This is a genomic window from Streptomyces flavotricini (assembly GCF_020639365.1).
GTDB classification, from domain to species: Bacteria; Actinomycetota; Actinomycetes; order Streptomycetales; family Streptomycetaceae; genus Streptomyces; species Streptomyces flavotricini.
On sequence record NZ_JAINUL010000001.1, the window covers coordinates 6,764,910 to 6,779,825 of the forward strand.

At 72.0% G+C, this 14,916-nt stretch carries 13 protein-coding genes and 1 pseudogene; 6 read left to right on the plus strand and 8 right to left on the minus strand.

Translation table 11 applies throughout. From position 1 onward, the window contains the following. Together K7B10_RS41365 and K7B10_RS30845 are read right to left on the minus strand one after the other, a co-directional pair. A pseudogene (locus K7B10_RS41365) lies at nucleotides 1-636 on the minus strand (DNA helicase RecD); the annotation flags it as partial. Next, the gene (locus K7B10_RS30845; RefSeq protein ID WP_229341085.1) at nucleotides 633-1,628 is read right to left on the minus strand and encodes an aldo/keto reductase; all 996 of its coding nucleotides are present in this window, start codon (nucleotides 1,626-1,628) and stop codon (nucleotides 633-635) included. The gene K7B10_RS30845 and the pseudogene K7B10_RS41365, both read right to left, overlap by 4 nt. A gap of 109 nt (nucleotides 1,629-1,737) precedes the next feature. On the opposite strand from K7B10_RS30845, the gene K7B10_RS30850 reads away from it, so the two are divergent. Both K7B10_RS30850 and K7B10_RS30855 read left to right on the plus strand, forming a co-directional pair. Next, complete coding sequence (locus K7B10_RS30850) at nucleotides 1,738-2,787, plus strand: LLM class F420-dependent oxidoreductase (protein WP_030860312.1); 1,050 nt, start codon at nucleotides 1,738-1,740, stop codon at nucleotides 2,785-2,787. A 186-nt stretch (nucleotides 2,788-2,973) separates the two neighbouring features. Then, a complete protein-coding gene (locus tag K7B10_RS30855; RefSeq protein ID WP_229341087.1) occupies nucleotides 2,974-3,762 on the plus strand; it encodes a ferritin-like domain-containing protein in 789 nt (262 codons plus the stop codon). A 13-nt stretch (nucleotides 3,763-3,775) separates the two neighbouring features. On the opposite strand, the gene K7B10_RS30860 is transcribed toward K7B10_RS30855, so the two are convergent. Continuing rightward, a complete protein-coding gene (locus K7B10_RS30860; protein ID WP_229341089.1) occupies nucleotides 3,776-4,768 on the minus strand; it encodes a magnesium and cobalt transport protein CorA in 993 nt (330 codons plus the stop codon). 55 nt (nucleotides 4,769-4,823) lie between these two features. Here K7B10_RS30860 and K7B10_RS30865 point away from each other — a divergent pair, with 55 nt between their 5' ends. The 4 genes from K7B10_RS30865 to mshC all read left to right on the plus strand — a co-directional run bounded on the left by K7B10_RS30865 (nucleotide 4,824) and on the right by mshC (nucleotide 8,445). Further along, nucleotides 4,824-5,558 carry a histidine phosphatase family protein gene (locus K7B10_RS30865; protein WP_229341091.1) on the plus strand — a complete coding sequence of 245 codons (735 nt, stop codon included), beginning with the start codon at nucleotides 4,824-4,826 and terminating at the stop codon, nucleotides 5,556-5,558. A gap of 85 nt (nucleotides 5,559-5,643) precedes the next feature. Further along, nucleotides 5,644-6,234, plus strand: coding sequence for a DUF3090 domain-containing protein (locus K7B10_RS30870; protein WP_030157160.1), 591 nt, complete (start codon nucleotides 5,644-5,646; stop codon nucleotides 6,232-6,234). Next, entirely contained in the window at nucleotides 6,198-7,094 is an 897-nt protein-coding gene (locus K7B10_RS30875; protein WP_229345547.1) for an SCO1664 family protein, read from the plus strand. The genes K7B10_RS30870 and K7B10_RS30875 overlap by 37 nt, the downstream gene beginning before the upstream one ends. Before the next feature lie 121 nt (nucleotides 7,095-7,215). Further along, the gene (gene mshC, locus K7B10_RS30880; RefSeq protein WP_229341098.1) at nucleotides 7,216-8,445 is read left to right on the plus strand and encodes a cysteine--1-D-myo-inosityl 2-amino-2-deoxy-alpha-D-glucopyranoside ligase; all 1,230 of its coding nucleotides are present in this window, start codon (nucleotides 7,216-7,218) and stop codon (nucleotides 8,443-8,445) included. Between the two features lie 64 nt (nucleotides 8,446-8,509). Here the strand turns inward: mshC and K7B10_RS30885 are convergent, their stop codons facing one another. The 5 genes from K7B10_RS30885 to K7B10_RS30905 all read right to left on the minus strand — a co-directional run bounded on the left by K7B10_RS30885 (nucleotide 8,510) and on the right by K7B10_RS30905 (nucleotide 14,729). Continuing rightward, a complete protein-coding gene (locus K7B10_RS30885) occupies nucleotides 8,510-9,490 on the minus strand; it encodes a PAC2 family protein (protein WP_229341101.1) in 981 nt (326 codons plus the stop codon). A 127-nt stretch (nucleotides 9,491-9,617) separates the two neighbouring features. Next, nucleotides 9,618-11,225 (minus strand): glycerol-3-phosphate dehydrogenase/oxidase, encoded by a 1,608-nt coding sequence (locus K7B10_RS30890; protein ID WP_229341103.1) that lies wholly within the window; start codon nucleotides 11,223-11,225, stop codon nucleotides 9,618-9,620. Nucleotides 11,226-11,262: 37 nt separating this feature from the next. Further along, nucleotides 11,263-12,789, minus strand: a complete 1,527-nt coding sequence (glpK, locus tag K7B10_RS30895; protein WP_229341114.1) for a glycerol kinase GlpK — start codon at nucleotides 12,787-12,789, stop codon at nucleotides 11,263-11,265. Nucleotides 12,790-12,862: 73 nt separating this feature from the next. Beyond that, nucleotides 12,863-13,645 carry an MIP/aquaporin family protein gene (locus K7B10_RS30900; protein ID WP_229341116.1) on the minus strand — a complete coding sequence of 261 codons (783 nt, stop codon included), beginning with the start codon at nucleotides 13,643-13,645 and terminating at the stop codon, nucleotides 12,863-12,865. 316 nt (nucleotides 13,646-13,961) lie between these two features. Beyond that, nucleotides 13,962-14,729, minus strand: coding sequence for an IclR family transcriptional regulator (locus K7B10_RS30905; RefSeq protein ID WP_229341117.1), 768 nt, complete (start codon nucleotides 14,727-14,729; stop codon nucleotides 13,962-13,964). Nucleotides 14,730-14,916 lie beyond the last annotated feature (187 nt).

Below are 14,916 nucleotides of genomic sequence, written 5' to 3' on the forward strand. Positions count from 1 at the left end.
GGCGGTCGGGGCCGGGACCGTGGCCGCGGGCCGGGGGGCCCGGGGGGCGGCGGGAGCCTCCGGGGCCCGGCGGGGGGCGGTGGGGGCCTCGTCGAAGTACACGGGGGAGGGCTTCTCCCCGCTCTCCACGGCCCGTACGGCGGCCAGCAGATCGGCGGCCTTCCCGCTGAGCTTGGCCCCGGCCTCCACGGGCCCCTGCCGCTCCGCCTTGCGGCGCGCGATGCGCTCCCGCTCCACCTTCTGCGCGGCCAACTCGGCGGCGGCCTCGCTGACCACCGGCTGCGCCGGCTCCGCGGCCGCCGGCTCCGTACCGCCGCCGTCCTGCGGCCCGTCGGACCCGGCACCGGCTTCGGAGTCGCCCTCGCCCGCGGCGTCCTCGGCCCCGGGGGCGCCGTCCGGTTCGCCGGGTGCGGCCGCCTCGGCTTCGGCCGTGACGCCGGTCCGCGCGGGGCCGTCCCCGGCCCCGCCCGTTCCCGGAACCGGGGGCTCCGCCCCCGGAGCCCCGCTCCCGGCTCCGCCGGAGCGAGCCGCGCCTTCGGCGCCTTCCGCGGTCCCGGCGGGCTCCGCCGTATCCGGGTCGGGGGTGGGCGGGGTGGCCGCGGAAGCGGCTTGCGCGGCTTGGCGGTCCGTGCTCACAGAGTGCTCCAGTCGTGGTCGGGGTAGCGGTGCACGGGCGCCGACACATCGTCCAGCGCCCGGCAGATCTCCTCCGGAAGAGTAAGCGGCTCCACCGACAACGCCTCGCTGAGCTGCGCGGACGTCCTTGCGCCCACGATCGGCGCGACCACCCCGGGCCGGTCCCGGATCCACGCCAGCGCCACCTGCAGCGGGGTCACCGCCAGCCCCTGGGCGGCCGTCGCCACCGCGTCCACGATGCCGCCCGCCGCCCCGTCCAGGTACGGGTCCACGAAGCCGGCCATGGTCGGGGAGGCGGCCCGGGAGTCCGCCGGGGTCGTGCCGTCCCGGTACTTGCCCGTCAGGACGCCGCGGCCCAGAGGGGAGGAGGGAAGCAGCCCGACCCCCAGGTCCAGGGCCGCGGGCAGGACCTCGCGCTCCACGCCCCGCTGGAGCAGCGAGTACTCCATCTGCGCCGATGCCAGTCGAGTCCGTGGTCCCGGCGCCGCCAGCTGCCACGTCGCCGCCTTCGCCAGCTGCCAGCCCGAGAAGCCCGCCACCCCCGCGTACCGGGCCCGGCCGCTGCTCACCGCCAGGTCCAGCGCATGGAGGGTCTCCTCCAGCGGGGTCAGCGGGTCGAACGCGTGCACCTGCCACAGGTCGACGTGGTCCGTGCCGAGCCGGGACAGCGAATCGTCCAGGGCGGCCAGGAGGTGCCCGCGCGAGCCGTCGACCCGGCGGTCGGCGGCCCGGACCGAGCCCGACTTCGTCGCGATCACCAGGTCACGGCGCGGGACCAGTCCGTCGATCAATTGCCCCAGCAGGTACTCCGCCTCACCGCCCCCGTACACGTCGGCGGTGTCGACGAGCGTCCCGCCCGCCTCCCAGAACGTCTTCAACTGCTCGGCAGCTCCCGACTCGTCCGGGCCCTCCGCAGAACGGCCCCAGGTCAGGGTGCCGAGGCCGATCCGGGACACGCGCAGTCCGGTGCGGCCGAGATGCCTCTGCTCCATGACCGCTGAGACTACTGGGGCACTGCCGCGGGAGGCCTTGGCGCGCTACAGTCCCCCGCAGACGTACGTTACTGATCGGTAAACCGGCAAGACCGTAAGGGGACGACACATGCGGCTCGGCATCAATCTCGGCTACTGGGGCGCTGGCATGGACGCCGACAACCTGGCCGTGGCCCAGGAGGCGGACCGTCTCGGCTACGACGTCTGCTGGGCGGCGGAGGCCTACGGCTCCGACGCCCCGACCGTGCTCGCCTGGGTCGCCGCCCAGACCGAGCGCATCGACGTCGGCTCCGCGATCCTCCAGATCCCGGCCCGCCAGCCCGCGATGACCGCCATGACGGCCGCCACCCTCGACTCCCTCACCAAGGGCCGCTTCCGGCTCGGCCTCGGCGTCTCCGGCCCCCAGGTCTCCGAGGGCTGGTACGGCGTCAAGTTCGACAAGCCGCTCGCACGCACCCGCGAGTACGTGGAGATCGTCCGCAAGGCCATGACCCGCGAGCGCCTCAGCTACGAGGGGGAGCACTGGACCCTCCCGCTGCCCGGCGGCCCCGGCAAGCCGATCAAGCTCACCGTGCACCCGGAGCGCGAGCACATCCCGCTCTACATCGCCGCCATCGGGCCCAAGAACCTGGAGCAGACCGGCGAGATCGCCGACGGCGCCCTGCTCATCTTCCCCGCCGCCGAGCACCTGGAAGCCACCGCGCTCACCCACATCCGGGCGGGCCGCGAGAAGGCCGGGCTGACCATGGAGGGCTTCGACGTCTGCCCGACGGTCCCGCTGGCCGTCGGCGAGGACGTGACCGCCCTGGCCGACATGTTCCGCCCGTACACCGCCCTGTACGTCGGCGGCATGGGCAGCCGGAAGCAGAACTTCTACAACCAGCTCGCCCAGCGCATGGGCTACGAGAAGGAAGCCGCCGAGATCCAGGACAAGTACCTGGCGGGCGACAAGACGGGCGCGGCCGCGGCCGTCCCGCACTCGCTGATCGACTCGACCACCCTGCTCGGCTCCGTCGAGCGGATCGCGGACGGGATGCGGGCCTACGCCGAGGCCGGGGTCACCACCCTCACGCTCGCCCCGGCCGGTTTCACGCTGGACGAGCGGATCACCGCCCTGCGGGCCGGTACGGAGGCCATGGAGCGCGCCGGCCTGGCGTAAAGCCCGGGAAAGGCCCCTGCGGCCGTGGTGGGGGCTCGGGGGTCTTCCCCGCCACGGCCGACACAGGCACAACGCGTGCGGCGCCCTCCGGGTTACGCCCGCGCCCCGCGCCTTCGCTTCGTTCATTCGGCCGAGCGGCGCCACCCCTCGGTTGCCGGGCACCCGGATCGGCCGTTGACTCGATGCATGCTCTCTGCCCGCAGCCTGTTCCAGGAGATCGTCGACAACGACGACTCGTTCCAGCTGTTCTGCTCCATCGCCGCCAGCGGGGAGTCCCAGGGCGGCTGGGAGAACGCCCGGATCGCGGCGCTGGTGCCCGACGGCATGCGCGACCTCGCGCCGAAGATCACCCGGCACGGCGCCGACGAGGACAAGCACGGCCGGATCTTCAACGCCCTGCTCCGCAAGCGCGGCCTGCCGCCCGTCCCCGTGCCGCCGGAGACCGACTACACCATGCTGCTGGAGCGCCGCGGCATCGGCCTCGCGCACGAGAAGCTGCGCCGCGACGAGCCGCTGACCGAGGGGGACATCGTCGTCTACCTCGCCCACAGCCGGGTCACCGAGCAGCGCGCCGCCGACCAGATGACCATGCTCGTCCGTCAGTTCGGGGACCACCCCGAGGTCGGCAAGGCCGTGCGCATGATCAGCCACGACGAGGACAACCACCTCGCCTACTGCCACGAGGAGCTGCTCCGCCTCGTCCGCGAGGGGCACGGCCGGACCATCCAGCGGGTGCTGCGCGACAGCGCCCTCGCCGAGATCTCCATCTACCGGGACGTGAGCCTCGCCGTCATGGACCACATGGGCCGGCTGCTGCGCTGGCCCGCGCCCAAGGCGGCCGCGCTGGCCGCCGGGATCCGGGCGGCGTACGCGTACGAGCGGTTCGCCGGCTGGCACCGGATGATCAGCCTGCGCATGCCCGAGCGGCGCGACGCGCTGGGCGGCGTACCGCTGAGCACGCCCGAGTACGCGTAGCCGCCGCTGCCGGCTACAGCCAGCCGCGGGTCTTGAACAGGCGGTGCAGACCCAGACAGGCGCCCACCATCACCAGGATCACGGCCGGATAGCCCCAGGGCTGCCGCAGCTCCCACATGTGGTCGAAGTTCATCCCGTAGATGCCCGCCACCATCGTCGGGACCGCGGCCATCGCCGCCCAGGCCGAGATCTTGCGCATGTCGTCGTTCTGCCGGACGCCCATCTGGGCCAGGTGCGCGGCCAGCGCGTCCGACAGCAGCCGGTCCAGGCCCTCGATGTACTCGCTCGCCTTGGTCAGGTGATCGGCGACGTCGCGGAAGAACGGCTGCGCGTGCTCGTGGACGAAGGGCACGTTCCCGAAGGCCAGCCGGTCCATCGGCTGGAGCAGCGGGCTCGTCGCCCGGCGGAACTCCAGCACCTGCCGCTTGAAGCCGTAGATCCGGGCGGCGGTGTTCTTGGTGTCCGTGGCCTGCGGGGCGAAGACCTCGGCCTCCACCTCCTCCAGGTCGCCCTGCAGCTCGGCCGCGACCTCGATGTAGTGGTCGACCACCGCGTCGGACACCGCGTACAGCACCGCCGTCGGGCCGTGCCGCAGGACCTCCGGCTCGTGCTCCAGCCGGTGGCGCACCGCGCTCAGCGCGGCCCCCTCGCCGTGCCGGACCGTGACCACGAAGGAGTCGCCGATGAAGAGCATCAGCTCGCCCGTGGTCACCGTGTCGGTGTCGTCGTCGTACATGACCGGCTTGAGGACGACGAACAGCGAGTCGTCGTACACCTCCAGCTTGGGGCGCTGGTGCGCGGTCAGCGCGTCCTCCACCGCCAGCCTGTGCAGCCGGAACTCCTTGCTGACGTGCTCGAACTCCTCCTCCGTCGGCTCGTACATGCCGACCCAGAGGAAGGCGTCTCCACTGGCCCGCGCCTCGTCGAGGGCGTCCGAGAGGTCCTCGGGCGCAGGAGAGCGGCGGCCGTCCCGGTACATGGCGCAGTCGACTATCACGGACCGCATTCTCCCCCGCCCGCACCCGGCCCGCACGCAACGGCCACGCCTTAGGCTGGGCGCCATGGCCACGCTGATCCTCGTACGACACGGGCGGTCCACCGCCAACACCGCAGGGCTGCTCGCCGGATGGACCCCGGGAGTGGCCCTTGACGAGCGCGGCGCCGAGCAGGCGGCCGCGCTGCCCGGGCGGCTCGCCGCGGTCCCGCTCGCCGCCGCCGTCACCAGCCCGCTCCAGCGCTGCAAGGAGACCCTCGCCCCGCTGCTCGCCGCGCGCCCGGAGCTGGCGCTGCACACCGACGACCGGATCGGCGAATGCCACTACGGGGACTGGTCCAACCGCAAGCTCTCGGAGCTCTCCGACGAACCCCTGATGAAGATCGTCCAGCAGCACCCCTCGGCCGCCGCCTTCCCCGGCGGGGAGTCGATGCGCGCCATGCAGGCGCGCGCCGTGGACGCCGTACGGGAGTGGAACGCGCGCGTCGAGGAGGAGCACGGGAGCGACGCCGTCTTCCTGATGTGCTCCCACGGGGACATCATCAAATCCCTCGTCGCGGACGCCCTGGGCATGCACCTGGACCTCTTCCAGCGCATCCACGTGGACCCCTGCTCGGTCACGGCCGTCCGCTACACGCCGACGCGCCCCTTCCTGCTCCGGCTCGGCGACACCGGGGACTTCGGCTCCCTCGCCCCGCGTCCCGCCCCGGCACCGGACGCCGCGGCGGACACGCGGACCTTCGAGAGCGCGACCGAGGACGGCGGGAACGCCGTCGTGGGGGGCGGTGCGGGCGCGGCGTGATCGAACGGCGCAGTAGGGTGGACTGGCTCAAATAATCGCCGCCCCGTGCAGCACCGCCACCGCCACCGAGACTTGGAGACTGGACGTGCCCCGTCAGGTGTTCCTCTACGACCCGCCGGACCGCTTCGTGGCGGGCACGGTCGGCCTGCCGGGACGCCGTACGTTCTTCCTGCAGGCCTCCTCCGGCCCCCGCGTCACCAGCGTCTCCCTGGAGAAGACCCAGGTCGCGGCGCTGGCCGAGCGGATGGACGAGCTGCTGGACGAGGTCGTACGGCGCACCGGGGGCAACGCCCCGGTCCCGGCCGTCGCCCCCGCCGAGGCCGCCGACACCGCACCGCTGGACGTCCCGGTCGACGAGGAGTTCCGCGTCGGCACCATGGCCCTGGCCTGGGACGGTGAGGAACAGCGGATGATCGTCGAGGCGCAGGCGCTGGTGGAGCTCGACGCCGACTCGGAGGAGGACCTCGCCGAGGCGGAGGAGCGACTGCTCCAGGACGAGGAGAACGGCCCGCCGATGCTGCGGGTCCGCCTCACCGGCGCCCAGGCCCGGGCCTTCGCCAAGCGGGCCCTGGACGTGGTCAACGCGGGCCGGCCGCCGTGCCCGCTCTGCAGCCTGCCGCTGGACCCCGAGGGGCACGTCTGCCCGCGCCAGAACGGCTACCGGCGCCAGGCGTGAGCGCCACGGGGGAACTTGAGGAGCTGCTCGCCCGGGGCGAGCTCAGGGTCGTCGGCCGGATCCGCGAGGCGTCCAACGCCGTGCTGCTGTGCTCGGTGGCGTACGGGGGCGTGAGCGCCGACTGCGTCTACAAGCCCGTCAAGGGCGAGCGCCCGCTGTGGGACTTCCCGGACGGGAACCTGGCCCAGCGCGAGGTCGCCGCCTACCTGGTCTCCGAGGCCACGGGATGGGGCCTGGTGCCGCCGACCGTGCTGCGCGACGGGCCGTACGGCGAGGGCATGGTCCAGCTGTGGATCGAGTCCGGGGCCGAAGGGAGCGCGAGCGGGGACGGGGATTCCGGAGACGCCGGGCCCCCGGCCGGGGAGAGCGGCGACGGCAGCGGCCTCCTCGCCCTCGTGGAGGGCGAGGAGGCGGGGGAGGGCTGGAAGCCGGTCGCCCTCGCCGACGTCGGGGAGGGCCGCACCGCCCTGCTCGTCCACGCCGACGACCCGCGGCTGCGCCGGCTCGCCGTCCTCGACGCCGTGATCAACAACGGCGACCGCAAGGGCGGCCACCTGCTGCCCGCACCCGGCGGGCGGCTCTACGGCATCGACCACGGCGTGACCTTCCACCGTGAGGACAAGCTGCGCACCCTGCTCTGGGGCTGGGCGGGCGAACCGCTGACCGACGAGGCGCGCGAGGTGCTCACCGCCCTGGCGGCCCGGCTGGCCGACGGGGAGCCGCTCGCCACCCGGCTGGCCGAACTGATCACCCCGGTCGAGCTGGCCGCCGTACGGGACCGCGTGGCCGATCTGCTGCGCACCGGAGTGCACCCGCGGCCGTCCGGGCAGTGGCCGGCCATCCCCTGGCCGCCGGTCTGAGCAGGCCGGTCCGGGCGGACGCCGCTCTGGCACAGATCCAGCGAGACCGCAAGACCGCCGATCAAGCCAACAGTGCAGGTCCGGTTCGTTTTCGGAACACGCGTCCGGTTAGGCTCGACGCATGCATGCCTGGCCCGCTTCTGAGGTCCCCGCCCTTCCTGGCAAGGGCCGCGACCTCCAGATCCACGACACCGCGACCCAGGGGACGATCACCCTCGCCCCCGGTCCCGTCGCCCGTATCTACGTCTGCGGCATCACCCCGTACGACGCGACCCACATCGGTCACGCGGCGACCTACAACGCGTTCGACCTCGTACAGCGCGTGTGGCTCGACACCAAGAGGCAGGTCCACTACGTCCAGAACGTGACGGACGTCGACGATCCGCTGCTCGAGCGGGCGCTGCGCGACGGCCAGGACTGGACCGAGCTCGCGGAGCGCGAGACGGCACTCTTCCGCGAGGACATGACCGCCCTGCGGATGCTGCCGCCGCAGCACTACATCGGCGCCGTCGAGGCCATACCGGGCATCGTGCCGCTGGTGGAGCGGCTGCGCGACGCCGGCGCCGCGTACGACCTGGACGGCGACATCTACTTCTCGGTGGAGTCCGACGCCAATTTCGGCGCCGTCTCCCACCTCGACGCCGAGGCGATGCGGCTGCTGTCCGCGGAGCGCGGCGGCGACCCGGAGCGCCCGGGGAAGAAGAACCCGCTGGACCCGATGCTGTGGATGGCCGCCCGTCCGGGCGAGCCGAGCTGGGACGGCGGTTCCCTGGGCCGCGGGCGGCCCGGCTGGCACATCGAGTGCGTCGCCATCGCCCTGGACCACCTGGGCATGGGCTTCGACATCCAGGGCGGCGGCTCCGACCTGGTGTTCCCGCACCACGAGATGGGCGCCTCGCACGCCCAGGTGCTGACGGGCGAGTTCCCGATGGCCAAGGCGTACGTGCACGCGGGCATGGTCGCGCTGCACGGCGAGAAGATGTCGAAGTCGAAGGGCAACCTGGTCTTCGTCTCCGCACTGCGGCGTGCCGGGGTGGACCCGGCGGCGATCCGCCTCGCGCTGCTCTCGCACCACTACCGGGCCGACTGGGAGTGGACGGACGAGGTCCTGGAGCAGGCGGTGGCCCGCCTGGGGCGCTGGCGCGCGGCCGTGTCCCGCCCCGACGGCCTCCCGGCCGACGCCCTGGTCGAGGAGGTCCGCGAGGCCCTGGCGAACGATCTGGACGCCCCCGCCGCGCTGGCCGCCGTGGACCGCTGGGTGGACGCCCAGAACGCCTCCGACGGGGACGACGAGTCCGCGCCGGGCCTGGTCTCGCGCACGGTCGACGCCCTCCTGGGCGTGGCCCTGTAACCCGCCGCGGCCGAAACCGCCGATGCCCCCCGACCGTCCGGTCGGGGGGCATCGTGCTGTCGGGCTACGCCTCCGGGGCGTCATCCTCGCCGGGCTCGCCGTCGGCCCCCGGCTCGGGGTCCGCCTTGCGCCTCGGCGGGCGGGTCAGGCCGCTGCTCGTATCGCGCAGGTACGAGCCGTCGCCCGGCTCGGCCGAGGGGGCCGCCGGGTCACGGCGGCGCAGGTACCGCTCGAACTCCCGGGCGATGGCGTCGCCCGAGGCCTCCGGCAGGTCCGCCGTGTCCCGCGCTTCCTCCAGCGTCTGGACGTACTCCGCCACCTCGCTGTCCTCCGCGGCCAGTTGGTCCACGCCGAGCTGCCACGCCCGCGCGTCCTCCGGGAGTTCGCCGAGAGGGATCCGGATGTCGATCAGATCCTCCAGCCGGTTCAGCAGGGCCAGCGTCGCCTTCGGGTTCGGCGGCTGCGAGACGTAGTGCGGCACCGCCGCCCACAGCGAGACCGCGGGGACGCCCGCGTGGGTGCAGGCCTCCTGCAGGATGCCCACGATCCCCGTCGGTCCCTCGTACTTGGTCTCCTCCAGGTCCATCGTCCGTGCCAGGTCCGCGTCCGAGGTGACCCCGCTGACCGGCACCGGCCGGGTGTGCGGGGTGTCCCCGAGCAGCGCGCCCAGGATCACGACCATCTCCACGCCCAGTTCGTGCGCGAAGCCCAGGATCTCGTTGCAGAACGACCGCCACCGCATGGACGGTTCGATGCCCCGCACGAGCACGAGGTCTCGCGGCTTCGCGCCGCCGATCCGCACCACCGACAGCCTCGTCGTCGGCCACGTGATCTTCCGCACCCCGTTGTCCAGCCACACCGTCGGCCGGTTGACCTGGAAGTCGTAGTAGTCCTCGGCGTCCAGCGCCGCGAAGACCTCGCCCTTCCACTCCCGGTCCAGGTGCGCGACCGCACCGGAGGCCGCGTCACCCGCGTCGTTCCAGCCCTCGAACGCGGCCACCATGACCGGGTCGATCAGCTCGGGCACGCCCTCAAGCTCGATCACCCAGGTCTCCTTCCGAAGTTCCCTTGCGTACGTGGGCCAGCCTAAGCCTTGAGGGGACACCGGCCACAGCCCACGACAGAGGGGCGGTTCCCCTCGGAACCGCCCCTCTTCCCCACCTGCGTACGAGCTATGCCTTGCGGCTCAGCATCTCTTCGACCCGCGCGCGCACGGAGTCGTCGTCCAGGCCGCGGACCGTCACCGTGGTGCGGCGGCGCAGCACGTCGTCGACCGTCTCGGCCCACTCGTTGTCCCGGGCGTAGGCGACCTGCGCCCAGATCTCCGGGCCGTCCGGGTGGATCCGCTCGGCCAGCGCCGGGTCCTCGTTCGCCAGGCGCGCGATGTCGAAGGCCAGCGAGCCGTAGTGCGAGGCCAGGTGGCGGGCGGTGAGCGGGTCCATCCGCGTCCCGGGCTCGCGGTCCACCAGAAGGCGGTGGGCGACGGCGTTCGGGTTGGCGACACCGGGCAGCGGCACCCGGCGTACGAGCGACTTCACCGGCTCCATGTCGTCGGTGAGCGGGCTGCCGGGCAGCTTGGCCAGCTTGTCCATGACCACGCGGCCGATGTGCCGGTACGTGGTCCACTTGCCGCCGGCCACCGACAGCATGCCGCCGGCGCCCTCGGAGACGACGGTCTCGCGCTTGGCCTTCTCGACGCCGCCGGGGCCGCCGGGCAGCACCCGCAGGCCGGCGAAGGCGTACGTCATGAGCGAGCGGTCCAGGTCGGCGTCCTTCACCGAGAAGGCCGCCTCGTCCAGGATCTGCTGGATGTCGGCCTCGGTGGCGCGCACGTCCGCCGGGTCGCCCTCGTACACCTCGTCGGTGGTGCCGAGCAGCAGCTGGTCCTCCCACGGGAGGGCGAAGGTGATGCGGTACTTGTCGATCGGGGTGGCCATGGCGGCCTTCCACGGCGACTTGCGCTTCATGACGATGTGCGCGCCCTTGGAGAGGCGGATCGACGGCATCGAGTGCTTGTCTTCCATGCGCCGCAGGTGGTCCACCCACGGGCCGGTGGCGTTGAGCACGACGCGCGCGTCGACGCCGAACTCGGTGCCGTCGAGGCGGTCCTTGAGTTCGGCACCGGTGACCCGGCCGCGCGTCATGCGCAGGCCGGTGACCTCGGCGTGGTTGAGGACGACGGCGCCCGACTCGACGGCCGCGCGGACCGTCATGACGGCGACGCGGGAGTCGTTCATCTGGTGGTCGTAGTAGACCGCGACGGCCTTGAGGTTGTCCGTCTTCAGACCCGGGTTGTCGGCGGCGGCACGGGCCGGGGATATGACCTTGCCCATGCCGTCGCCGAAGGCCGAGAGGGCGGAGTAGGCGAAGACGCCCGCGCCCAGCTTGGCCGCACCGACCGGTCCGCCCTTGTAGACCGGCAGGTAGAAGGTGAGCGGGTTGACCAGGTGCGGGGCCACGTCCTTGGCCAGCACCCGGCGCTCGTGGTGGTTCTCGGCGACCAGCTTGACCGCGCCGGTCTGCAGGTAGCGCAAGCCGCCGTGGACGAGCTTGGAGGAGGCGGAGGAGGTGGCGCCGGCGAAGTCGCCGGCGTCCACCATGGCGACCCGCAGACCCGACTGCGCGGCGTGCCAGGCCACCGAGGTGCCCAGGATTCCACCGCCGATGACCAGCAGGTCGTACGTGGCCTTGGCCAGCTGCTCACGGGTCTCGGCGCGGCTCGGGTTCGAGCCGGCGGTCGGGTGCGACCCCAGGGTGGGGACGCTCTGCAGGGTGCTCATATCTCTTAGCTCCTCGTCGATTGACTCAGCTGGTGCGTCAGCTGGCGTCTTCGTCGTCGATCCAGCCCATGGACCGCTCGACGGCCTTGAGCCAGTTCTTGTACTCGCGGTCCCGCTGTTCGGCGGGCATCCGCGGGGTCCACTCCGCCGCGCGGCGCCAGTTGGCGCGCAGGGCGTCGGTGTCGGGCCAGAAGCCGACGGCCAGGCCGGCGGCGTAGGCGGCGCCGAGGCAGGTGGTCTCCGCGACCATCGGACGGACCACGGGGGCGTCCACGAAGTCGGAGAGGGTCTGCATCAGCAGGTTGTTGGAGGTCATGCCGCCGTCGACCTTGAGGGCCGCGAGCTCGACGCCCGAGTCCTTGGTCATGGCGTCGGTGATCTCGCGGGTCTGCCAGGCGGTGGCCTCCAGGACGGCACGGGCGATGTGCGCCTTGGTGACGTACCGGGTGAGGCCGGCGATCACACCGCGGGCGTCGGAGCGCCAGTACGGGGCGAACAGGCCGGAGAAGGCCGGCACGAAGTAGGCGCCGCCGTTGTCCTCGACCGAGAGCGCGAGCGTCTCGATCTCGGCCGCGGTCTTGATCATGCCCATCTGGTCGCGCATCCACTGGACGAGCGAGCCGGTGACGGCGATGGAGCCCTCCAGCGCGTAGACCGGCTTCTGGTCGCCGATCTTGTAGCCGACCGTGGTCAGCAGGCCGCTGTAGGAGTTGATGACCTTGTCGCCGGTGTTCATCAGCATGAACGTGCCGGTGCCGTACGTGGACTTGGCCTCGCCCTCGGCGAAGCAGGTCTGGCCGAAGAGGGCGGCCTGCTGGTCACCGAGCGCCGAGGCGACCGGGACACCGGCGAGGACGCCGTCCTTGACGTGGCCGTAGACCTCGGCGGAGGACTTGATCTCGGGGAGGATGTCGGTCGGGACCTCCATCGACTCCGCGATCTTCGGGTCCCACTCCAGGGTGTGCAGGTTCATCAGCATGGTGCGCGAGGCGTTGGTGACGTCGGTGACGTGCACACCGCCCTCGGCGCCACCGGTGAGGTTCCAGATGACCCAGGAGTCCATGGTGCCGAAGAGGATGTCGCCGGCCTCGGCACGCTCGCGCAGGCCCTCGACGTTGTCGAGCAGCCAGCGGGCCTTCGGGCCGGCGAAGTAGCTCGCCAGCGGCAGGCCGGTCTCGCGGCGGAAGCGGTCCTGGCCGACGTTGCGGCCGAGCTCCTTGCAGAGGGCGTCGGTGCGGGTGTCCTGCCAGACCAGCGCGTTGTGCACCGGCAGGCCGGTGTTCTTGTCCCACAGGACGGTGGTCTCGCGCTGGTTGGTGATGCCGACGGCCTTGACGTCGGCGGCGGTGATCTCGGCCTTGGCGATGGCGCCGGCGACGACCTCCTGGACGTTGGTCCAGATCTCGGTGGCGTCGTGCTCGACCCAGCCCGGCTTCGGGAAGATCTGCTCGTGCTCCTTCTGGTCGACGGCGACGATGCGGCCGTCGCGGTCGAAGACGATGCAGCGGGAGGAGGTGGTGCCCTGGTCGATCGCGGCGATGAAGGGGCCGGTGCTGCTGGTCATGTGGCTGCTCCTGGCAGGTCTAGGTAGGCGGAATCAGGGGCGGTGCGGATCTTTCGATACGTGCCGGGGCTGATCAGGCGAACGCGAGGTTGTACAGACCACCGGCGAGGGCGGCGCCGACGAGCGGGCCGACCACCGGGATCCAGGAGTATCCCCAGTCGGAGCCGCCCTTGTTGGGGAGCGGCAGCAGGGCGTGGACGATGCGCGGGCCGAGGTCGCGGACCGGGTTGATGGCGTAGCCGGTCGGACCGCCGAGCGAGAGGCCGATGCCGACGACGACGAAGGAAGTGATCAGGACGCCGATGACGCCGAGGCCCTTGCCGTTGTCCTGCAGACCCTGGGTCAGGATCGCCAGGACCAGGACGAACGTACCGATGATCTCGGTCGTGAGGTTCTGGACGACGTTGCGGATCTCGGGGCCGGTGGAGAAGACGCCGAGCACCGGGCCGGCCTGGTCGTGCGGGTGCGGGTCCTCGGGGCCGAGCGTGGCGTCACGGATGTGCTCGGGGTCCGAGAGGTGCACTCGGAACTGCCCGTAGTAGGTGATCCACATGAGGACCGCGCCGATCATGGCGCCGAGGAGCTGGCCGGCGAAGTAGACCGGTACGTCGCTCCAGTCGCTGTTCTTGATGGCAAGGCCGACGGTGACCGCCGGGTTGAGGTGCGCGCCGGAGAGCGGTGCGGAAACGTAGGCGGCGATGAGAACGGCGAAACCCCAGCCGAACGTGATCGCGAGCCAGCCTGCGTTCCGGGCCTTGGAGCTCTTGAGCGTCACGGCGGCGCAGACGCCACCACCGAGCAGTGTGAGCAGGGCGGTACCGATGGTCTCGCCGATGAAGATGTCGGAGCTGGACACCCGCGACTCCTTTGTCTTACGTCCAGGGGTGTGCGGACACCGGGTCCCGTCCGGTGGTCCGCGCACTCGGTGAGTGGTTCACCGGTCCATGGCCTTGCCACACCCTAACGCGTATTGCCGGTAGGTGTTCGACAATGCCGACCGATGAACGGCAGTTTTCATCCCAGGTGAAGAACGCGTCAAGGGTTGGCCAGGCCAAAGTGTCGGATCGTTACCACTAGGTACGATCAGCCAAACCCGGCCATCCGATGGCCGAGATATGGCGAAAAGAGGGCAGAAAGCGGCCAGGGCATGGCTGAAAACGCCCTGAAGGGGCCTAGAACCGGCCCGCGCCGAGATCGCGTGAAACAGCACGCGCACAGTCCCGTACGGCCGCCACGAGGCCCGCACGGGGCTCCCCGGACTCCCCGCACACCCGCTCCACGGCCCCCGCGACCGCCACCGCGCCCACCGGCATCCGGCGCCGGTCGTGGATCGGCGCCGCCACCGAGGCGATGCCCTCCCAGGTCTCCTCCACGTCCGAGGCCCAGCCGCGCGCCCGGGTCAGGTCGAGGGTCTCCTCGAATCCCGCGCCGTCGGTGACCGTCCGGGGCGTGAACGCCTCGCGTTCCGCCTCCATGACCTCCGTATGGGCGACCGGGTCGTACGCGGAGAGCACCTTGCCCAGCGCCGTGGAGTGCAGCGGCTGCATGGCCCCGACCTCCAGCACTTGGCGGCTGTCGTCCGGGCGGAACACGTGGTGCATGATCAGCACCCCGTTCTTGTGGAGCACGCCCACGTACACGCTCTCGCCGCTCGCCCGGGCCAGATCGTCCGTCCAGACCAGCGCGCGGGCGCGCAGCTCGTGCACGTCCAGATAGCTGTTGCCCAGGCGCAGCAGCTCCGCGCCCAGCTGGTAGCGGCCCGAGGCGGGGTCCTGCTCCACGAAGCCCTCGGCCTGCAGCGTGCGCAGGATCCCGTGGGCCGTGCCCTTGGCCAGGCCCAGGGAGCTGGCCACGTCCGAGAGGCCCAGCCGGCGCTCGCCGCCCGCCAGGAGTCGCAGCATCGCAGCGGCTCGTTCGAGCGACTGGATGTTCCGTGCCATCGCGCAGCCTCCTGCTGACGTAGTTCGACAATGCCGAACAGTACCGGCCCATGCCGACCTTCCGCATGGTTGGGCAACTGTTCAGGCCTCCGTCGGCCAGGACACCCCTGACAGACCCCCGCGCACAGAATGCAGTCCGCCACGTGGGACAGCCTCACCGGGGCAGGTGCCGCGCGGTTACCCTGAC